This is a genomic window from Phosphitispora sp. TUW77, from assembly GCF_048453025.1.
In the GTDB taxonomy this organism is placed as follows: domain Bacteria; phylum Bacillota; class Thermincolia; order Thermincolales; family UBA2595; genus Phosphitispora.
Genome location: NZ_CP156677.1, coordinates 1,951,225 through 1,973,618 on the forward strand (window position 1 = coordinate 1,951,225; position 22,394 = coordinate 1,973,618).

At 44.4% G+C, this 22,394-nt stretch carries 16 protein-coding genes; all 16 read right to left on the reverse strand.

Annotated features, from left to right (window positions below; translation table 11 throughout):
- Positions 1-4: 4 nt before the first annotated feature.
- Positions 5-1,000, reverse strand: a complete 996-nt coding sequence (gene nirJ2 / locus ABFY19_RS09430; RefSeq protein ID WP_418790406.1) for a putative heme d1 biosynthesis radical SAM protein NirJ2 — start codon at positions 998-1,000, stop codon at positions 5-7.
- Positions 1,000-1,983, reverse strand: a complete 984-nt coding sequence (hemB, locus tag ABFY19_RS09435; protein WP_418790407.1) for a porphobilinogen synthase — start codon at positions 1,981-1,983, stop codon at positions 1,000-1,002. The genes nirJ2 and hemB overlap by 1 nt, the downstream gene beginning before the upstream one ends.
- Complete coding sequence (gene cobA, locus ABFY19_RS09440) at positions 1,984-3,516, reverse strand: uroporphyrinogen-III C-methyltransferase (RefSeq protein ID WP_418790408.1); 1,533 nt, start codon at positions 3,514-3,516, stop codon at positions 1,984-1,986.
- A gap of 2 nt (positions 3,517-3,518) precedes the next feature.
- Complete coding sequence (hemC, locus tag ABFY19_RS09445) at positions 3,519-4,451, reverse strand: hydroxymethylbilane synthase (RefSeq protein ID WP_418790409.1); 933 nt, start codon at positions 4,449-4,451, stop codon at positions 3,519-3,521.
- Positions 4,452-4,503: 52 nt separating this feature from the next.
- Positions 4,504-5,829 carry a glutamyl-tRNA reductase gene (gene hemA / locus ABFY19_RS09450; protein WP_418790410.1) on the reverse strand — a complete coding sequence of 442 codons (1,326 nt, stop codon included), beginning with the start codon at positions 5,827-5,829 and terminating at the stop codon, positions 4,504-4,506.
- A complete protein-coding gene (locus tag ABFY19_RS09455) occupies positions 5,798-6,445 on the reverse strand; it encodes a precorrin-2 dehydrogenase/sirohydrochlorin ferrochelatase family protein (RefSeq protein ID WP_418790411.1) in 648 nt (215 codons plus the stop codon). Before ABFY19_RS09455 ends, hemA begins: the two co-directional genes overlap by 32 nt.
- Before the next feature lie 211 nt (positions 6,446-6,656).
- The gene (gene ccsB, locus ABFY19_RS09460; protein ID WP_418790412.1) at positions 6,657-7,505 is read right to left on the reverse strand and encodes a c-type cytochrome biogenesis protein CcsB; all 849 of its coding nucleotides are present in this window, start codon (positions 7,503-7,505) and stop codon (positions 6,657-6,659) included.
- Between the two features lie 35 nt (positions 7,506-7,540).
- The gene (locus ABFY19_RS09465; protein ID WP_418790413.1) at positions 7,541-8,872 is read right to left on the reverse strand and encodes a cytochrome c biogenesis protein ResB; all 1,332 of its coding nucleotides are present in this window, start codon (positions 8,870-8,872) and stop codon (positions 7,541-7,543) included.
- Positions 8,873-9,080: 208 nt separating this feature from the next.
- Positions 9,081-9,935 carry a cytochrome c biogenesis protein CcsA gene (gene ccsA / locus ABFY19_RS09470; protein ID WP_418790414.1) on the reverse strand — a complete coding sequence of 285 codons (855 nt, stop codon included), beginning with the start codon at positions 9,933-9,935 and terminating at the stop codon, positions 9,081-9,083.
- A 1-nt stretch (position 9,936) separates the two neighbouring features.
- On the reverse strand, positions 9,937-10,434 hold the full coding sequence (locus ABFY19_RS09475) for a hypothetical protein (RefSeq protein ID WP_418790415.1): 498 nt from the start codon (positions 10,432-10,434) through the stop codon (positions 9,937-9,939).
- The gene (locus tag ABFY19_RS09480; RefSeq protein ID WP_418790416.1) at positions 10,431-11,483 is read right to left on the reverse strand and encodes a hypothetical protein; all 1,053 of its coding nucleotides are present in this window, start codon (positions 11,481-11,483) and stop codon (positions 10,431-10,433) included. Before ABFY19_RS09480 ends, ABFY19_RS09475 begins: the two co-directional genes overlap by 4 nt.
- A gap of 24 nt (positions 11,484-11,507) precedes the next feature.
- A complete protein-coding gene (locus ABFY19_RS09485) occupies positions 11,508-16,949 on the reverse strand; it encodes a cytochrome c3 family protein (protein WP_418790417.1) in 5,442 nt (1,813 codons plus the stop codon).
- 54 nt (positions 16,950-17,003) lie between these two features.
- Positions 17,004-18,251: a cytochrome c3 family protein gene (locus ABFY19_RS09490; protein ID WP_418790418.1), complete on the reverse strand. Its 1,248-nt coding sequence runs from the start codon at positions 18,249-18,251 to the stop codon at positions 17,004-17,006.
- Positions 18,252-18,276: 25 nt separating this feature from the next.
- Positions 18,277-19,347, reverse strand: a complete 1,071-nt coding sequence (locus ABFY19_RS09495) for a 6-bladed beta-propeller (protein ID WP_418790419.1) — start codon at positions 19,345-19,347, stop codon at positions 18,277-18,279.
- Positions 19,348-19,379: 32 nt separating this feature from the next.
- Entirely contained in the window at positions 19,380-20,087 is a 708-nt protein-coding gene (locus ABFY19_RS09500; protein WP_418790420.1) for a tetratricopeptide repeat protein, read from the reverse strand.
- 163 nt (positions 20,088-20,250) lie between these two features.
- A complete protein-coding gene (locus ABFY19_RS09505; protein ID WP_418790421.1) occupies positions 20,251-22,356 on the reverse strand; it encodes an O-antigen ligase family protein in 2,106 nt (701 codons plus the stop codon).
- Positions 22,357-22,394 lie beyond the last annotated feature (38 nt).

The window sequence follows — 22,394 nt, forward strand, 5'->3', positions numbered from 1 at the left end:
CGCCTCAATAACCTTTTCTTCCCTGATACAGGCACCATGGTTCTTCTGCCATATAATCGCCGTTATTATAAAATGCGGCCCTGGCACGACAGCCCCCGCAAATTTTCTTGTAGCCACAGCTGCCACAGCCACCTTTATAATCCAAGGTCCTCAAGGTCTGGAAGACCTCGCTGTTAGCCCATATTTCACTAAACGGGGTTTCCCTGACATTGCCGACCTCCATATCCATATAAGCACATGGCTGAACTTTACCCTTTGGACCGATAATACAATATGATGTACCGGCCAGACAGCCGCGACCGAACCTGAGGTTCATACCCATTTGTTTGGCAATCCTCATAAACTGAGGAGCACAGGTTGGTTTCAATTCAATATCGACTTGCTGTTGTTTCTTCATAATTCGAGTCAAGATTTCCTCATACTGTTCAGCCCTAAGGGACTCTTCCTCAATATTTTTGGCCCTGCCGGTAGGAACAAGGAAAAAGAAATGATGGGCCTTAGCCCCAAGCTCAATGGCAAAATCGGTAATCGCCTCAGCTTCGTTCCAATTCCAGTCCATCAAGGTTGTATGGACCTGAAAAGGCACTCCTGCAGCTTGGCAGTTTTTCATCCCCTGCACAGCCCCATCCCAAGCTCCTTCAAATTTCCTCAGCTTATCGTGTTTCTCCTTGTCAAGGCTGTCAAGACTTATGCCAACCCCATCCACACCGATTTCTTTCAACCGTTCAGCTACCTCAGGGGTAATCAAGGTGCCATTAGTGCCAAAAACCGTAATCAAACCCAGTTTTTTTGAGTATTCTACCAGTTCGAAAATATCAGGCCTCATAAAGGGTTCCCCACCGCTGAAAATCATAATTTTAAACCCGGCCTTCTTAATCTCATCAAGCAGGGCCTTACCTTCTGCGGTATTCAGTTCTTCATCCGCCCTGGCGCCGGCATCCCGGTAACAGTGGTCACAGTACATATTGCATTGATTTGTTGTGTTCCAAGAAATAATCATTACTGTTCCCCCTTTAGCCATTTGGCAACATCTTTTGCATGATAAGTTATAATAATGTCCGCCCCGGCCCTTTTCATACCGGTAAGCGCTTCCATAACAACTCTTTTTTCATCAAGCCACCCGTTTTGGGCAGCTGCTTTAACCATAGCAAACTCACCACTAACATTATAAGCTGCCACAGGCATTTTAAACTCATCCTTAATTCTCCTGATGATATCTAGGTAAGGCAGGGCCGGTTTAACCATCACAATATCCGCCCCTTCTTCAATATCTAGCCAAACTTCTTTCAGGGCCTCATCGCTGTTGGCCGGGTCCATCTGATATCCCCTGCGGTCCCCAAACTGCGGGGTGGATTCGGCAACATCCCGGAATGGCCCGTAAAACCCTGAAGCATACTTGGCTGAATATGACATAATGGGAATATTACTGTAACCATTAGCATCTAGGGCATTCCTAATAGCTGCAACCCGCCCATCCATCATATCCGAAGGAGCTACTATATCAGCTCCTGCCGCCGCATATGACAGGGCAATTTTAGCCAGCACCGCAATTGTCTCGTCATTAATCACATTACCTTTTTCATCAAGTATGCCGCAATGCCCGTGACTGGTATATTCACACATACAGAGGTCCGGAATCACCAAGAGGTCAGGGTGTCTTTGCTTGATTTCCCCGATAGCCCGCTGTACAGCCTCATTTTCATCATAAGCTGAAGAACCCTGTGAATCTTTGTAGGCAGGGATCCCAAACAGCAGCACTCCGGGAATGCCCAGTTTAACTACCTCATCGGTTTCCATTAATATTTTGTCAACTGACTGCTGAAAAACCCCCGGCATTGAAGCCACGGGATTATTTATACCGGCACCGTTTGTTACAAACAAGGGATATATAAGGTCATCAGTTGTGATGTGGTTTTCCCTGACCAGACGGCGCATGTTTTCAGAACTCCTCAGCCTTCTCGCCCTTACAACCGGAAAACCCATTTAATCCGCCTCCTGTCTTTTAATATGATCCAAAACAGCCTGAACCAGGCCATCTATAGTATATTCCTCTGCCTCAACGGTAACCTCCAGGCCCAGTTCCCTTGCTGCCGCCGAGGTAATCGGCCCGATACTGGCAACCATCACACCTTCTATAAGGTTAGGAATATTGTCTGCCCCAATTTTTTTGACAAAATTCTTCACAGTTGATGAACTTGTGAAAGTTAAGATATGAATACGCTTTTCCTCCAGCATTTTAGCCACTTGCATGGTATCTCCGGAACCCATAACCGTCTGATATGCAGTTACCTCATCAACAAATGCTCCCATGGATTCAAGTGTATCAGGCAGCACCTTCCTGGCGATATCGGCACGGGGCAGCAGGATTTTTTTGCCTTTGATATCCTCTCCCCGGAATACGTCAATTATTGCTTCAGCAACAAATTCATCAGGCATGAATTCACAGAAGACCCCGTATTTCTCTATTTCTTCCCTTGTTTTGGGGCCAATGGCAACAATTTTTATATCTTTTAGGTTCCTGATATCTTTTCTGAGGTTTTTCATGCGTTCCATAAAACCCTGAACACCATTTACACTGGTCAATACCAGCCAGTCATATGAATCAATATCCATTATGGCCTTGTCCATAGGGCCATAATCATCAGGGGCGGTAATTTCAATTGTTGGAAACTCCCAAGGTTCTCCACCCAGGAGTTCTATTTCCTGAGCAAGTGAGCTTGCCTGGCTGCGTGAACGGGTAATTAAGACTCTTTTCCCAAACAAAGGTTTCTGTTCAAACCACATTAGCTTTTCTCTCAATGAAACCACTTCACCAACAACAATTATTGATGGGTGTCCCATACGGGCCTCCCGTGCCTTTTCCACAATATTGCCGAGAACACCTGTCACGGTTTTCTGTTCAGGCCTGGTACCCCACCTGATAACAGCTGCAGGGGTTTCAGGCGGCCTCCCGTTAGCTGTAAGCTTTTCTACAATATATGGGAGATTGTTCATCCCCATATAAAAAACGATGGTCCCACATCCAGTGGCAACCTTATCCCATTCAACTGATGTATCTTCTTTGGTTGGGTCTTCATTTCCGGTAATAAATGCTAAGGTGGAATTAAAATCGCGGTGAGTTACAGGAATCCCTGCATACGCGGGAACTGCTATCCCGGCAGTAATTCCGGGAATTATCTCAAAAGGGATATCATGTTTCAAGAGGAATTCCGCTTCCTCACCACCCCTGCCAAATACAAAGGGATCGCCGCCTTTCAGCCTGGTAACCGTTTTCCCTTCCCGGGCCTTGGCAACAAGAACACTGTTAATCTCATCCTGTTTCAGGGTATGCCTGACAGGAGATTTTCCAGCATAAATCAGTTCTGCCCCCGGTTGTGCATGAGATAATAACCGGGGACTGGACAATCTGTCATATACGATTACATCTGCGGCCCGAATGCATTCCAGGCCTTTCAAAGTAATAAGCTTTGGGTCTCCCGGACCCGCACCTACTAGATAAACTCTGCCATTTTTCATAATTATAATAACTCCTGCCTTACAGATTTTAGGATTTTATCCGCTCCCATCTCAATAAGCTTTTCAGCAAGCTGCTGTCCCAATATGACAGCATCATCAACATGACCGGACACACTGTTCTTAATCAGTTCTTTACCGTCAAGACCAGCCACAACACCCTCCAGAGTTAACTTATCACCGGCTACTGTCCCAAGCGCTCCGATAGGAATCTGGCAGCCGCCTTCAAGTTTCCTGAGCATAGCTCTTTCAGCCGTAATAGCAGCCTGTGACGGAAAATGGTTAAGTTTGCCGACAATATCACAAACTTCCCGGTCATTTTCCCTGACCTCTATTCCAATTGAACCTTGTCCAACGGCAGGTAAGCTAATATCTGTTGAGAGGTATTCAGTTATCCTGGCCCGCCAGCCCAAACGTTCGACTCCAGCCGCTGCCAGAACTATGGCATCAAGATTATCACGCTCCAATTTGGCCATCCTTGTATTAAGGTTGCCCCTTAGAGGTTCCAGCTGCAAGTCAGGTCTGAACTTCAAAAGCTGGGCACATCTCCTCAGGCTGCTTGTACCTACCTTAGCCCCATCAGGCAGTTCTTCAAGAGTTTTGCCCTCCCTGGAGATAACCACATCCCTTGGATCTACCCTTTCACATATACATCCTATTATCAAACCTTCGGGCAGAACAGTCGGTAAATCCTTCATACTGTGTACGGCAAGATCAATATCACCCTCAAGCATCCCTACTTCAAGTTCCTTGGTAAACAAACCCTTGTCACCGATTTTTGCCAGGGCCACATCAAGAATTTTATCCCCCTGGGTTTTCAGGCTCACAATCCGGAAAGAATACTCAGGATTGAGCTTCCTAAGGTTATCAACAACCCAGTTTGTCTGCCACATGGCCAGAGCACTGTCTCTGGTACCAACTATAATTTCCCTTGCCATGATTTTACCTCCAAATCAACTACAGTTATTTAGGTCTTATTTATTAAATGCTTTATTCATCACCAACTGCATGATTATGCTCCTGGCTTTGTGCAGCAAATTGCTTTTCTTTGGGAACATCAAGGTTAAACAGGTTTTGCAGAATTTCAGTATAAAGGTGCCCCTGTTTTGTCAAAGCATACTTCTTCAGCTCCATTACCGGGTCATGCAGCAATTGATTAACAATAGAGTTTGTCATGGAACTGATAATCTTTTTCTCCCTCTCTGTAATATTACCCAAGCGGTTATAAGCTTTTTGCATTTCTTTCTGCCTGATTTCTTCGCCACGGTTCTTAAGTGAAGCAATGGTTGGAGTAACAAACTGCATACTTAACCATTTCCAGAACTCGTCAATTTCTTCTTTAATGATTTTTTCTGCTTTATTGGCTTCCTTTTTCCTCTCATCCAGGTTTTTATCAACAACATGCTGCAATTCATCAATATCAAAAAGGTTAACCCCGGGAATTTCAGCTACAGCAGGATTAACATCCCTGGGAACCGCAATATCTATGATAAAAATTTTCTTTCCGCTTCTCATTTGCATAACTTTTTCCAGGTCTTGTTTTTCCAGGATATAATGGGTTGCTGCAGTTGCCGTAATTATAATATCAACAGCAGTCATATGGTCATGGAGTGCATCAAACCGTACCGCCCTGCCGCCAAATTGTTTGGCCAGCGCCTCAGCCTTAACAGCAGAACGATTGGATACGATAACACTCTCTACTCCGTTAGCCACTAGGTGTTTAGCAGTAAGTTCACTCATTTTGCCTGCCCCTAAAACCAGTACTGTTCTGCCATCCAATCCTTCAAAAATCTGTCTGGCCAGCTCAACAGCAGCATAACTAATAGATACGGCATTGCGGTTAATCATGGTTTCAGTCCTTACCCGCTTACCAACAGCGATTGCCTGCTGGAAAAGAGTATTCAAAACCCTATTGGTGGCACCGTATTCACATGCCACCTGATAAGCTTTTTTAACCTGGCCCAAAATCTGGGTCTCTCCAAGAATCATGGAATCAAGTCCGGATACAACTCTAAAAAGATGCGGAATGACATCAAACAAAGTGTAAGTGTAGAGATAATTGTTTAGTTCGCTGCGATCACAGCGGCAGCATTTGGTAAGGTATTCTCGTATTTTGGTCAGTCCCTTATCAACATCCAAAACGGCAGCATAAATCTCGGTACGGTTACAGGTAGACAAAATAACACAACCGCGGACAATCCCATTGGCTGTCAGCTTGTCCAAATGCTTAGGAAGCGAATCTTCGGTAAAGCTAAGTTTCTCGCGGAATCCAACCGGTGCAGTCCTATGATTGAGTCCAATCGTTACCAAGTACATAACTTATCCGCTCCTTCACTTTTTCACGCTGACCGTCTTTTAATAATTGTATAATATCTGAATAGACCAGTTTTTTAAACATATCTCTGCGCTGTTCCTCATCAGAAAATTTCTTTATAATTTGTTCTCTTAGATTACTCATCAGCTCTAAAAACTCGTGGTATTCAGGCCCAAATTTGGTTTCCATATCTTCCTTGATACGACGGGCCAGCATGGGGCTTTTGCCATCGGTGGAAATGCTGATACTCAAAGCCCCTTGTCTGAAAACAGCAGGGACTATAAAATTGCAGTCTGCAGGACAGTCAACTACATTCACCAGGATATTCCGGTCTCGACACTCACTGGCCACCCTGCTGTTAATAACTTGGGAATCTGTAGCACTAATGACTATAAAAGCATTTTCCAGGTCAGTTGTGGTGTAGTTTCTTCTTATTGCTGTAATTTTGCCCTTTAAAGCAGCTTCTTCCAGCCAATCTGTAAGTTCAGGACTGACCACATATGCCCTGGCGCCTGCCTCCAGAATACTCCTGATTTTTCGCTCGGCTACCTTACCGCCGCCCACTACCAGGCATTTTTTCCCATCAAGGTTTAAATATACAGGATAATAGTTAAACAACCCAACCACTTCCCTAAACAGGCTTTTTTCGAAAGTTTTGTGTATATATTCTCTGAAATATACAATATTCCTGCAAAACCACAGTTCTTATTATAACGCAAAGGCCTGCTCTATCCAAGAAAAAATCTTTTCCATGTTGTTACTGCATAAACTCAAAAACATTAACAAGCCATGGACCTGCCATGGCTTGCTGATTTCCGGAACCTATCTCTTAAAGCCCTCCATAAGCATGAAGCCCTGACAGGAAATAGTTTACTCCAAAGAAGGTAAACAAGACAAAGACAAATCCCAAAACAGACATCCAGGCTGCTTTATTGCCCCGCCACCCATAAGTAAAGCGGGCATGCAGATAGGCGGCATAAACAAGCCAGGTAATCAGGGACCATGTCTCCTTGGGGTCCCAGCTCCAATAACGGCCCCATGCATATTCGGCCCATATAGCCCCGGTAATTATCACAGCTGACAGAAGAGGAAACCCAACAGCAATGGCCTTATAACTAATATCATCCAGGATGTCAAGTGAAGGCATGCGTTTATTGAAGCTACTCCTGGAATTATTATCTTCCATTAGTTTCTTAATAATATACATGATACTGGTTCCACATGACAGGGCAAAGGCTCCATATGCCAGCATCGCTGTGGCAACATGAATGGTCAGCCAATTGCTCTGCAGGGCCGGCATCAGATTGCCTGCATTTTTTGCATATTCAGGCATACTCATGGCTGTCCAAGCCAGGATAAACCAGGCAATAGGCATTACAAATGCCCCAATAATCCTCATCCGGTAGCGCCATTCGGCAAACAGATATATGGCCGCAATGCCCCATGTAAAAGAAAGCAGGAACTCATAGCCGTTAACGAAAGGAGCGTGACCGCTTATCTTCCATCTCAAAAACAGAAATGCCGTGTTAGTTATAAGGCCGATTATTGCAGCAATGGTTCCCAGGCGGGCGAAACTCTCATTTTTGTATGCCAGGTATATTACATAAATCAGTGATGCCACTCCGTAGGCAATAAAAGTTGCCGTGAACGATTGCTGTTCCAGTGCAATCAGATCCATTAATTTCACCCCTTATAATTTTTGGTTTATGAAGTTCACTTCAGAGCTGCGGTTATTTCTGCAATGTCAATGTCCAAACCCCGTTTATCTTTTGCTGATATACCACCTATCTCTACAAGTGCCCCTTTGCTGTCAGGCCTGATAATGGACCATATCCTTCTTTGCCTGAGAATAAAAGAAATAACCACTCCCGCAATCAGCAGTATAGAACCGGCACCTATAATTGGTACTCCCGGATCTCTCTTAGCTGAGAGCACAGTATAGCTCTTTACCCCTTCAAAAACCACTTCCACATCTTCATATTTAATAGGCTGATTCAACACGGCATCAACTTCATCAATAATTTGTTGTCCTCTATATATCTGCAATTTAACCTTTTCAGTTGCATCCTCGAAACCGGTTGGCACAAATGCCAGTTTAGTTCCTTCATCCCAAAGATACTCCTGCCCTCCCTGGCCAATAATAAACTGCTGGTCTGTACCGGCAGTCCCGGAATACTTTCCGGTATACTGATGCCCGAAAGAAGACTGGTACAACTTAATCCCATTGTAAACCAAAGGTTTATTTACATAGATAGTGAAATTAGTTTCCTTATCCCCATCAATTACAGTTACATCACTATACCACTGTTTTATTTCCCTGCCGTCAGGCCTGTATTCTGTCCGGAAACGGTTCACTCTAATATCAAAATAATCATCATAATCAACATTCCGTATGCCATGAACATCACCTATACTGTAAGTTCCCCCTTCCCAGCCAACAAACGTCCCGTCAAAGCCTACCAACCCGCTAAATTTAATTATAACCGCAACTACAATTACAAAAAAACTCAAATGGGTCAGATATGGCCCTAAGATGCCCAAGTGTCCTTTATCAGATGCTATTTTATATACTTCACCCTCATGGCTCTCAAAAATACGGTATCCTTTTCCAAGAAGCAATTCCTTGACTTTTTCCGCCGCCTTAGCTGGTTCTGCCTTTATCTTGAAGGTTTCCCCCGACCTTTTAACAATGTTTTCGGCAGCAGCAATACTAGGGCCTCTTAAGGTGCTTGCGATTGACTTCCACCTATTGAAACTGCAGATCAGAATGTTAAGAGCCAGCAAAATCAGAATAATATTAAATACCGGGTGGTTATAAAACTTAAGGTAATCAGGCTGGCCGTATATATCCAAGGGGACCCAGATAGTACCAATTATTGAAGCAGCAGCCAACACTAGCAAGAGAATAATCGCCAGCTTCATCGAACTAAAGAAGTTCCAGATTATGTCGATTATATTCCTGTTAGTTTTCGAACCATCATTTTTACCTGTCAGGATATTTCTTTCTTCGGTTCCGGTGACATCCTTTTTCCTGTTTTCGGGCATTACTGATAAACCCTCTCTTTCTTCAAAATCGCCTAAATCCTTGTTTTTCCTACAAAATTATACTATTGCCTGCCAGAGTTTACAACCCTTTATATCAATATTATCATTATTATGTGGCAAAAGTATGTCAGCAATACAATTATTAATTTTGCGCAAAAAAATACCGCCCATTTCATAAAGCGGTAGTTCGTTACTGCTTTCATTCCTTCTATATAAAATATGGCGCATGAACAGATTGGTAAACCCAGCCTATTCCGGCCAGGATAAAAAGCAGCACCAAAAATGCGGCAAAAGAAAACCAAGCAGCCCTTTTTCCTGCCCACCCGTGAATCCTTCTTAAATGAAGATAAATTCCATACAATAGCCAAGATATAAGTGACCAGTTTTCTACCGGATCCCAGCCCCAGTAGCGGCCCCAGGCATAATTGGCCCAAACGGCCCCTGAAGCAGTCATCACACCAATAGCCATGAAAGCAAACCCATGAAACCTGTAACTTAATTTATCCATCTTTTCCAGAGAGGGCAGGTTCTGGTACCATCCTGTAGCAGTCCCTTTGTTCTGGGCTTTTTCTTTCATCAAATAAAGCAGTGAAAGCCCGGCCCCAATCAAACCGGCACCGTAAGATGCCTGAGCAAAGAGAACATGAAGCACAATCCAGACATAATTAAAGCTTTCCGGCATTTCCACAGCCGCCGATGACGAAGTCAAAGCAAGACCCATAATTATCAGGGATACAGGCATCACAAAAATTCCCGCTGCCCTTAAGCCGGGACGCTTCTTTATAACAAGCAGGTACATGTACATAGCTATTAAAACATAAGATGACAGTATTTCATATTTTTTCATAAACGGGCCATGTCCGACAGCGGCCCACCTGACTCCCAGGGCGGCTGTGTGGAATAAGGTGCCGCAAATTATCAGGATTACTCCGGTTTTTAAGCACCGATCCTTTTGAAAAGCAAACCCCAGAAATAACAAAATTGTGGCGGCAGCATAAATCACTACTGCAGCCCAATGTAACCCTCCTGCTGTCAGGAGCAGAATATCAGAACCGTTATTCATTTCAAGTCACCAATTCTTCCTCAAAATTAATATCATCAACAAGCCATCCCTGCTCACTGCTGATGAGAGTATAAACGGCATTATACCTGATTTTTTTCCATTCACACAGTGGTTTATATGTGGTACTGTCCAGGTAACGGTATTCCCATATTTCAACAGTATTGACCGTCACACTCTCTGAGGAACCCCGTTCAATTTTATCAACCTTCAATGAGATAGTATTTACCCGGATTACCTTGTTTTCATCAGCCAACTGGACCTTAAACAACTCGACTCTTCTTATTTCCCGCTCAGTAGCCACACTGTTTAAAATTTCTGTCTCTCCTGCATAGGCCAGGGGCAGGGTTTCATTATATTTAATAACAATATTTCTAATTTGACTTTCAGTGTCTTTAACTTTCTTTTGGCTTGGCCAACTGCACCCACCCACAATAAAAAAAATCATCAACAAGATTAACAGTCCCGCCACCGGTATAATAGAGAATTTTTGATTTTTCACAAGTCCAGCCTCCCATAGAGGAGCAGCATCCCGGCTGTAGCTATAATCATACCGGCATAAATGATATAGAAACCGTATTCATACCTGATACGGAATATTATCCATGGTACCAGGTGACTTAAGGTGATTTCATTCCGGTCAAGTGATACCGTATCCCCCACTGCAGCCCTGCCCTTGTAAATAGTTTCTGCCTGTTCACCGGAAACTTTTTTATCAACTGTAACTTGAAATTCAGGAACATGCTCAGATTTTAGCGAAATTGTATAATCAGTTCCCTGTATCTTTAGGCTGCCGCTGAATCCGGTGCCGTCAAGTATTTCCACACTCTGCAGCAATAAGGGGTAAGCAGCTAATGTCTTGCCAAGACTGTCAGTATAATCAAGCATTAGATAGTATCCCATCCTGTTAAATGCAATATCCATCAATCCATAGGACAGGGAATCATCAGCGCTGACCCACTGTTTTGCAGCAACCTCCCCGTCCCTCACCAAAGTGAGCAGACCCCTTCCCCTTGTCCCTTCCTGGTCATCAGGCGGGATATCTATTTTTTGCAGAAATAGTTCTGATTTCACCGGTTCCTCCCGGTAAAAAACTCCCTCCCTGGCAATGTAGTAATTGTCCTGGCGACTCTCAAAAACATCACCCTCAATTATCCGGAAATATCCGGTAAAGCCAAAGGCAAATTGAATCAGGGCACCTAGAACTATAATAACCAAACCTATGTGAAATATAACCGAACCCTTCAAACGCCGGTTAACTGCTTTTTTAAGCTGCCTGAATGTACAGCTGATCAGGTTAATCTCAAATAGGAGGACAACTGCCAGGAACAGTGGCGAAAAAAATATCATGGAACTGCGGCCGGCAATTTCCGCAGAGTTCTTGAACATATCAGTTGTTCCCAGATACAGGAAAACAAGAAGTACCACCAGCAGAACAAGGGTCAATACAGGGCTGGCCGGTAATCCGGCCAGCTTCCTGATAAGCACCTGGTTGTTGCGTCCTGTCTTATTGCTGCTACCCGCTTGAACACTGCCTTCGTCTTTTGTCATCTGTGCCACCTCTGCCGACGGTCTTTAATGCTTGGTACTGCATGCCGGGTCTGAAGATGTGCAATCCGTCCAGTCCATTTCATCAGGATGAGCCACAGCACTGTCAATAAGAGATTCGGAGTCATAACTTTCATCTGCCGGGTTATTTGTCCTGATGATATGTGCCCTATTGGCCCCATGAACCTTAACCCCATGGCACTTTTTGCAGGCCACTATGTGTGCCGGGTTACGGGCAGCATGACTTCCTTTATACCAGGTCTCATCATGGCACAGGAAACAGATGAAATCCGACGGCAAACCTGACCTTGTTTCTATTGTGGTATTATAGCTTCCTTTAAGAAGGGCCGGATTTGGTGAACCGTGAGGCCCGGCAGCTCCCGAAGACGTCCCGTGACAATCGGTGCAGTACATTTTGCTGGTATTTGTCCATGCATTGCCATCATGGTCAACCGCCCCTGCAGTCAAGTGTGAGGCAACATTGGCACTAGCATTTGTATTTGAGGTTAATTCCACGAAGTGGAACGAATATACTCCACTGGTACTTCCAATAGTAGCCGTCCGGTAAAATTCAGCCGCAATATCCCGGCTCCCGTCAAGATTGCCCCAATAATCGGAATGACACTTGTAGCATACCTCCCAGTCCTCAGTAGCCGTGTCCGTTTCTTCTAGAGACCCGCCTGACCGGGTAACACCGGAAACATTCAGCAGGGGCCCTGACAGGTTATCTATCGAATCTTCCCTGGCAGCATGAGGGTCATGGCAATCGACGCACTCAACGTGACGTGCTGCGGTGCCAAGGTTTTCTGTATCACTATGAACCCCGGTACTTGAAAAAATCGGGTGCTTACTTGATTGGTCAAACCCATTAGTCCATACATCCAAACTGCTGTCATCATCTCCCGGGGTGCCGGTAATATCACCATGACAACGCAGACACATACCGTCAGATGCCGGGCCTCCGGTAACGTCTTCATCATATAGGGATAATCTGTCATAATCCGATCCATGAGGGTCATGGCAGTTATCACACATTACCGCATCCTGGCCGGAACTTCTGGTAGGACTGTAATGCCCGGCTTTTGTAGTACTGGTAATATCAAAGTATTCTTTCTTGTTCCAGCTAAAACCAAAGTTGCTCAAGCTCAGGGAATCGTACTCAATGGTAAATGGCCTGATCTTATCGGCAGAGGTAACTGCTGTAAGTGATTCAGTATATGATGGGGTACCTCCGGTATCGGCCACATTATGGCACTTGTTGCAGAAGCCCGCCATATCTTGGGTATCTGACTTATACCAGTTCTCTTTTGTGTTTTCCGGATCAGTAATCGCAGAGGGCGCCGTACTCCCTGAGTCTGCAAACCATCTCGCGGCAACACTGTGGGGCCCGTGGCAGCCGCTACAGGTCAGACCCGTATTCAGAGGGTCATTGATTTCATGTGTATTGGCCAGGGCAAACTTGGCCTCGATATCCTCACCACTCATAGTATTAGGGGTGGAGGCGTTATGGCATTTGAAACATAAGTCGTCCCTGTCATTGCTCACCAGGGTATTATCAATCAGGCTGCGATACTGGGAACCATGCCGTTCATGGCAAAGGACACAGGTCACATCAGTTTCGGAAGCCGCGTGCATGTCATCATAATCAGAGGAATAGTGAGGAATTGGCTGGGTCCCCCCCAGTGCGTCACCATCTACCCCCATGCCCCAGGCATGATTCCCTCCAAGGTCATCCCAGTATATCGCCATGGTCACCGAAGTCCCGAATTCCATCCCCTCAGCGCCGTCACCATGGCATCCTAAGCAGAACCCGTTGCCCTGATTATATACTGTGCCGTAAACATTAGTAACCCGGAGAAGTTTGGGATAAATATTGTTTGTCCCGGTACGTTTGTCCCCATGAGGGTTATGACAGTCCGAACAATAGAGGAAATCATTCCCGGCATCATCCAGTGACTTGTGCAGGGTATATGACACTGTTGAACCACTGGCCTTACGGTCCGTAAACTCCTCATAGACGTTATAGTCGCTGATACCCCCTGTCCCATGACAGACGAAACAAACCTGCTGGATAGTAGTCTTGTTTAGCAGCTTGACCCCGACAGCGCTGTGGGCACTGTGGCACTGACCGCACATCATGGTATTGTTCAAGTCGGTCTCATTCACTTTGGAATACTTGCCATGGGGGGTATAGCTGTCCCAGTAAGTATAATTATAAACTTCATCAATAACATTGTCCCTAAGGTCATAGACCCCGCTGACCACAATTTTGTATCGTTCCGGATTAGGATATTGGTTTCCGGTATCATGGTATACCCCTTCGGCAAGGGTTAGCTTGGCTATCCTTCGATCGGAAGCAATAATCTCAGGGGCTTGAAAAGATACGGTATATTCATCCCCGGAAATATATTTATACACACCCCAGTTAACCGGCGGGTCAGGGTCAAAACATATTGGCTCAGTGAATGTGAGGTAAATAATTTGTTTACTGGTAGCTTCAGCCTTAATCAGGCCTGGTGGTGTATTATCAGGCACCAAAATTGTAATATCTACATAATCACTAACACCATTAGGACTGTATATCGCTTTCACTCTGGCCTCACCTGCCGACACGGAGGTCAGAGTTACCACTGCCTCACCTGATAAATCAGTAACAGCACTGTGTGAATACAGGTCCCCAAGGGTCGTGGTAAATGTGACAGTTAACTCGCTCTGCATAGGCACACCATACTGATCAAAAAGAGCAGCCGTTACTGTCGCCTGTTCACTTCCATCCGCATCGATTGTGGTTGGTGTTGCAGAAGTCTCCACAGTAGTAACTTCCTGGGCGACAAAATTTATATCTGTTGTATTGTTGGAACCATCCAGGGACGCCCTGACTGTAACCGTCCCAACTGTATCAGATTTAACCTGAACTGAAGCCTTTCCTAAGCCACCCGAAATAGCTGCTTGTTTGGTTGTTGTTTCATCATCAAAAGTCCCTGTCCCGGCTGAAATTTCAAAAGTAATCAAAGTCCCGTCGGGAAGAGGGGTGCCTCCGGAATCCTTTATTTCTGCAGTAACTATGGAGCAGGTTGTATTATTGGCCGGAATATCATCAGGTAAAATCGTCATTCCAATAGTTTGTGCCGGTGGATAAAAAGTGACCTGTACAGAATCAGACACTGTCGTCCCATTTGCAGTCCCGGTTACTGTGGCAATCCCTGAAGACCCTGACTTCAGGGATACTGCAGCACTGCCTGTTGCATCTGTTGTCTCAGAAGCAGAAGAAGTACCACTGGACACAAAAGTTCCCAGTGTAGTAGTGAAATCAACAGTTACCCCTTCCATAACGTCACCGTATTGGTCAGTTAATACAGCGGTTACCGTTGCTGTGGAAGTATCGTCATAAGGGACCGAAGTTGGAACAGCCGAAATTTGCAAAGCATACGGGGCCGGTATGGTAGCCAATGTTACCGTTTCCCCGGAGGAAGGTGCCCCGGTATAAGTGTTCCCGGCCGCGTCTTTTCCTGTAACGGAAATTCCCGATGAATCCCCGTCATCAGCAATACTGACAGTCCAGGCATATTTCCAAGCGCTTGTACCGGCATCCCATGTAAATGCCTCATCTGTTATATCATTCGCCCCACCCGGGGCATCAATAGTAACGGCATTCACCCCAGGCGTCGTACTCAATGACTCATTTGTAACAAGTTTAATATAAGTGGTCCCTGCCTTAACAACAGGTTTCCCTGACGAAACCGGGAGAGCAGTGGTTAAACCGGAATCAGAATAATACTCAAGGCTTAGAACAGGTTCTGTTGTATCAATCCTGACAACATCACCGCTGTTAGGGGCCCCTGTAGTCACATTACCTGCTAGGTCTGTTCCTTTCACGGTAATGGCGATAGTATCCCCATCACTTCCGGCAGATACTATCCAGGGGTAAACCCAGGCACCCGCTGTCCCGTCCCAGGTAAAGTTGGCATTGGAAATATCGTTATCTATTCCTATTGCATCAATACTTATCTGGTTATCCCCGGCATCAGGGCTGAGGGTTTCATCTGCATTAAGCACGACATATACAGTTTGGGCAACAGTCAAAGGAATGCCCCCGGAAACTGGCAGAATCTCGGTTAGGGCACTGTCTGAATAATAATCCAAATCAAGAGTTGGTGCCGTATTATCAGCGACAACGGTAATATAGCTTCCGGTAAGGCTGTTGCCCGCGGAATCGTAAACCACCGCCCTGACATAACGTGTCCCGTCACCCATTGTTGATGTATTAAAAGAAGATGCGGTCCACGTGCCGTCGGTAACCGTCCCTAATGTCAGAGTTGCCCCGGTTACGGTTTGCGCCCCGCTGAACAGAGCATTATCAGCCCATTGAAAGTCAACCGAACTGACTTCCATATTGTCTGTAGCCGCAGCTTCAAGGTCAAGGACACTCCTGATATATGCCGAATCAGCAGGGGAACTCATTGCGGCCGTGCTTGGAGCCGTATTGTCAATATAATAAGTAAAATAACTGCCAGAGGTAACCACATCATTGACCCCATCATCAGCCTTGGCCCTGACATAATATGTCCCGTTAAGTCCTGTAGTGTCCCAGTTCTTTCCCCATATACCGTCTTTAGTAGTCCCGGAACTAAGTGCTGCTCCCGACAGGGTAGTAGCCCCGGTAAATGAAGTATTATCTGCATACTCAAAATCAACCTGGCTTACCCCAAAATCATCAATAGAGTAGGCTGATAGCGATACTGTGCCTTTTTGGCTGCTCAAATCTGCAGGTGAAGACATGCCTATTGTAGGAGGATTATCAGTATAAACAGCGTTTAAAACTACATCATCCCAGTGAACATCAATACCGGAAACACCGGACCTCTGAGCTTGGTGAACAGCATCAACAAAAATACGGAGCTGATATGCAGTATTTGGCTCCAGCCCGGTAACATCGTCCGAATAGGGGGTCCCCCCCCACGACACGCTTGTAGTGGCAGAATCAATTACCGCACCGGTATCTACTATGGATGTGCCTGCTGAGTTCCTGACCTCCCATTTGAGGTCACACTTGGAAACATTAGTTGTCCCCATTGCACCCGGGACAATAGCAATATTCTTGTCATAGTAAAGACTCAGGCTTGCTGTAAATTCCTCCACATCAGGTGTGGTAAAAGAATACCTGTACCCCCCGTTTAATGTGCGGGCAGTAATCCCGAATCCAGCTTCAATAGTGCTGGACTGACCGGCTGAATATACACCGGATTTGACAGTAGCGGTGTCCTGGTCATATGTCCAACTGGTTCCGCCGCTGTCAAAATCATGCAGCCAACTGCTGTAATGGTTCGGTGGGTTAAGGTTTTCAAAATCCCCCTCATCATTCAGCATATCAGCGATTATCTCTGCCGCTCCGGCCCCAAGTATCTGGTAACCAATAACCACAGCAATTATTAAAATCAGCCCAATACCGAGCATAATTTTTTTACGCATTGGTATCTCCCCCCTCACCAAAAACATCCCTGCAGACCCTTGTGGATAAATGCTTTATTTCTTGTGGCAGGATTCACATACCCCATAATTATCGAGTCTGAGCATTTTTTGGCTCGATATCGTCTCACCTGTCTCAGGCAGATATACATTAAAGATTTTATATGTGCCATGAGCAAAATGGCATGTCCCGCAAACCACCGCATTTCTCTTGTCAGTGGTGCCTGCCCCCGGATCCACCTGCAGCGGCAAGTAGTCCCCCGCAGTTGGCCAGATTTCCCTGTCTTCAACCGAATAAATTGTTGAACCGACTGTCACCGGATGCTTGTAAAAACTGGTATATTCACCATCGGCATAATAAGCCGTTCCTTCATCATAGTCAAGGTGACAGGCAGCACAGAATTCGCTGTTTCCGGAAATATAATATACATCCTCCCCAACAGTTATGTCCTTAACAACTGCATATGCGTTAAAAACTACAGTCTGAGGATTCCATCCCCCATCAGCAGGATATATTGTTTTCTTCAGCAGGCGGTAATTATCATTTTTACCGCTATGACCGTTATGGCATGAGACACACGTAAAGGTAAGCATCCTGGCCGGGTCGCTTCCATATACCGTTGTCATAACATCACCCGTATCATCTACGTCATGTTTTGAGATTATGGTGGTTACCCCGCTTCCTATAGGACCGGCTAAGGAATCCACCCATCCTGTTTCCGGTCCCATATAAACCTTTCCGGTTTCCACATCATATTTGCTCTGAGTACTGCTGCTGCCATGACACAACAAACAGAGTTCATAATATGTTGCTTGTTTTAACAAATACCCCCCCAGTGCTGTATGGGTAATGTGACACGTCGCACACATACCGGTTCCGGGGGCAAAATTGCCGTGAGCATAATCATTCTCATATCTGTAAGAATTAGCAGTGTTGTTAAAGTCTAACGGAAAAGCGCGTGCAATTGTGACCTTGTCCCCGCTGCTTACCTTGAAAAAATAATTTATGTATTTGGTTACCGAAAGCTTAAAAACCGCATCTGCAGTCCCTGCATTATCAGGCGAACCTGCCTGCCAATCCAGGTCATCACAACTGGACAGCACATCATCGGCCCAGGCAAAATTATAGGGGCCCCCGTTTGCAGCGGAATCATCCCAATAGACATAGGCATCCACACCGGTACCGTTGTTGAAATACCTGATATATACATATGGCCCGTCCTCAGCAGCGCCGGTTCCTATAAAAACTGACATCATCCCAAGCGCTACTATGAAAACCAATAAATATTTAAGCTTAATCTTCATGTGAACCACCCCCGCCGATGTCCAATCAATACCCCCACACCTGAATGCGGTTGTTTCCCCAGTCAGCTATATAAATTCTTCCTGCATCATCAACATAAATCCCTGCAGGATAAAGGAATTCTCCGTCACCGGAACCCTGTTTGCCAAAACTGAACAAATATTTACCGTCAGTATCAAATACCCTTATCATACTTGTTAACGTATCAACCGCATACAACCTGCCATTTCTGTCAACTGCAAGTCCCCTGACCATACTGAAGTTAACTCCGGACACAATTGAGTCAATTATCTGCCGTGGTTGTCTTACAGGTTCTTCATTAAGTTCATCGTTATTGACTACTGCTTTACTGCTGTCAAGTTCATAAACCTTAATAACCGAAGCACCGGAATCACTAATATACAGTTTATTTCTTGCCACATCAACTGCAATTCCATGCGGATAAGAAATGTTCGGAAATTTTTCTAAAACCTTGGCATCCCTGTCGAACTTTACCACCTGGTTTCCAGACAGGTCACCGACATAAATTTGTCCCCTGTCATCAATACACACCGGACCAGGTTTTTGGATACCGGCTTTATTGCCCGGTCCCAAAAAAGTTTTAATATATTTCCCTTCAGGACTATACTCTTCTATCCTGTAATTGCCGGTCTCGGCAATAAGGATATTGCCGCCAGGCAAAACTGCCAATCCATAAGGGAACATTAAATTGCCAGGTAAATCACCGGCACCTCCAATAACTCCTTTGGGCTTTCCGTTCGGACCTACTATTTCAACTGTATGATTTTTGTTATTGCTTATATAAATATTTGTACTATTATACACAAAAACTGCTATAGGATGGGACAAGCGATAACGGCCTTCGTAAATACTGAACCGGTACTCCGGTTTTTTATTTGTAACCGGCAAAACACTGGTAACAGGTTTTTGTCCACGGTAATATAAAAACCCAAAAAGTGCAGAAATTATAATAATTGTAAATATAATTAACAACATCAGAGTTTTCAGGGTTATAGTTTTCCGGCTTCTTATGCGGCTCCTGCCAAACTCCTCTGATTTACCGGCAACTCCTTGGTCAATATGCTCCTTCACCGGCATAATCACCTTCTTGTTTTAAAATTGTGCCAAACCTAATCGCTGCCTGCAGGTTTTTGTTTCGCCAATGAGTTCAAGGCCCATTCAGCTTCTGTATAGTTTTTATTAAGAACTAATGCCCTCTCATATGCACTAATAGCATTTTTCCTGTCATTCACATTTTCGTAAGCCTGCCCCAGATAATACCAGACAACCGGGTTTGCAGGATCTCTCTCAACGGCTTTCCTTAGCGTGGTCAATGCAAGGTCGTAAGCTTCAGTTTCAAGATAATCCCGCCCCAAATACAATAATGCAACCCTGGTCTCAAGTCCCTGATTTATCTTCAGATATCTATTCAGCAATTCTATTGATTTGTAATAATCTTTTTGCTCAGAAAGAATTAACCCTAGGTACAAAACTGCAATATCATTTTCCGGTTCATCTTCCAAGACATCACGCAACATAGCTTCGGCCTTGTTTACTTGAGAATTCAGAAAATAAGTCATCCCAAGTTCAGCCCGGATGTTGTTGGATTTAGGATTTTGCGTCAGCTGCTTCTTTAAATACTCTATCCGGTATTCGTAGAGATTTTGGTCTTTAACCCAATACCACCGTTCCCCAATATAGTAACCGGAAAGCACCATCATAACAGCCAAAACGGCAATAAATACAAGTGCCTTGGTTCGGCTTATCCTTTGGTTAAAGTTTATTTTAATATCAATTCTGTGATTTAACAGTAAATTGATGCGGCTTATCAGTCTCACATATATCCCTTCAAAGCGTTTATTTATTAAGTGGCAATCTAAAGACTTCAACATTTATTAAGTGATTTCCTGCTGCAACCTGTAATTTCCTGCTGCAGTTTCTGTTTTTTCAGGTATTTTTTAGAATTTTTCCAACTTTCTTGCATATTAAAAATAAGTAGAATCAATCCATTTCTGATGTTTGTGAGTCACCAACAAGTAAATTTGCTGTGTCTATATATTTCTTTATTACCGGAGTAACAGATAACACAGGCTCTGAATTGTTACCCCGCCAGAGGTTGAGTTCATTCTGTGAAAGCATGCCTATACGCCGTTCAATCATACCTGGAATTTTATTTATAAAATCCAGATACATAAGCGCTTTTTCTTCTTCCCCGCTTTTTTTCAGCTCTATTATTATATCTAGATTTCTTTTAACAAGCTCCTCATAAGCTGCAGTTAACATGGGGTGCAGCGAAACATATTTTTGGGTTTCAGCCACCGACTCTTCGTATTCACCTTTGTAAAACAGAGCGGTTGCATAAACAGCATGTGATAGTGGTTCATTGGGCCGTGCCGCAATGGCCTTCCGCCCAAAATATATAGCCTGATTAAGGGCAGTATAATCACCCTGTTCAGCAAGTGCTAAATTAATTTGTGCCAGGCTAACCAACGTATTTGTCTTAAATGGGTCAAATTTAAGTGCTTCAAAAAAATACTCCCTTGTTCCATATAAATCACCCCGCGCAAGAGCCTTTTCTCCCCTGGCAAAAAATACGTCTCCAGTCAAAAAACTAAGTGATGAAGTTATATATAGAAAACCTGCCACCAAAATCAATACTAAAAACCTCGAACGGTATTCGGCACCAGTTGCATTTGCGGAAACATCCTCCAATGCACGTGCCATTCCAAATAACGACCACAGTAGAAATGCCATGGCACTATGAGGGAGGTCAAAATCAAACAAGATGTGCAGCATAGTGGTAAATCCAAGAACAAGGATTAACCAAGAAAACGTTTTCTCCTCTGCCTGCTTATTGCAATAAATTTTTAGTCCTGTTATATAAAAACACACCCAAATGAAAACAAATGCAGCCAATCCGATGATTCCGGCTTCCACAGCAACCTGCAGAAAATCATTATGAACATTTTCCGCATAATATCCAAAACTCTGGATGTTCAGGTAAAGAATATCCCAGGCCTTGCCACCGGCGCCTAAAACCGGATTTTCAGCAATAATTTTCAGTGCATCTTTAAAAAACACCAAGCGTTCCTGCACATTTTGATGGTAAAATGAGATAGACATAATTTTCATTGCGATAGTTGATGAATTCCCGAACAAAACCAGCCCCGCCAGAGCAATAACAAAGCCTCCCGCTAATACTCCCATAAAACCGCGTGTTATTATGCGTTCCTCCAGCTTCCGTCTCATCAAAATCCCGCCATAAACTGCCAGCCCCCCGGCAATTACCAGCAGCCAGGTTTGCCAAAATGATTCCTGCAATACCAAAGAAATCAGGGGTTCCGATATTATAACAGCAGGCAGCAGGGAAATCAAAATCCCTAATACAGACCGCCCCCTCTTTTGAGACGGCAGCCCGGCCAACAGCAGGATACATGATATCGATAACAACAACCATACCGTCCGGGACTGGGTACCGATAATTATAAGGAAGTTTAAGTAATTACCAACACCTATTAGTAAATCGTTTTTCCGGGATTCATTATAATATGCCAGATAAATTCCAATTAATGAACAAAGCAGTAAAAAGAGGGCTCCGGTATTTTTATATTCAAAAGCAGTAGTAATCACTGAACCATCCAGGAATTTATCAAACCCGATTCCGGTCAAATTAAATAAAGTAACCAATATCATCAATGACCCGCTAAGGTAAATAACTCTTAAAAATTTATACCTCGAGTCATTATTCCGGGTATGAACAGAAATCATAATATAAATCAGGGTATAACTGATTATCCGCATTACTGCCAGTAGAGCCTCCCTAAAATCAGCAGCATTCAGCAAACTAATCATATAGACCCCTAAGAAGGTAAAAACTGCATAATCAAGAGGCCGGTTTAATTTAAAAGCCTTCTTTTCTGTTAAAAAGATGATAAAAACTGCGAAAACAATTACCTGAAAAACAAACATTTCCTGTTCATAATACAAGCCTCTTACAGAAGGAGCAGTCAAAAGTATCAAGGCCAGTAGGATACCTGAAACTCCCATAATAACCTCCAGGTCGTAGTTATGCAAAGGCTGCCGACAGTTTGCCAACAGCCTGAACATAACTAACAGATTTGGCAGTCTGCCTGTTCATAATTAAT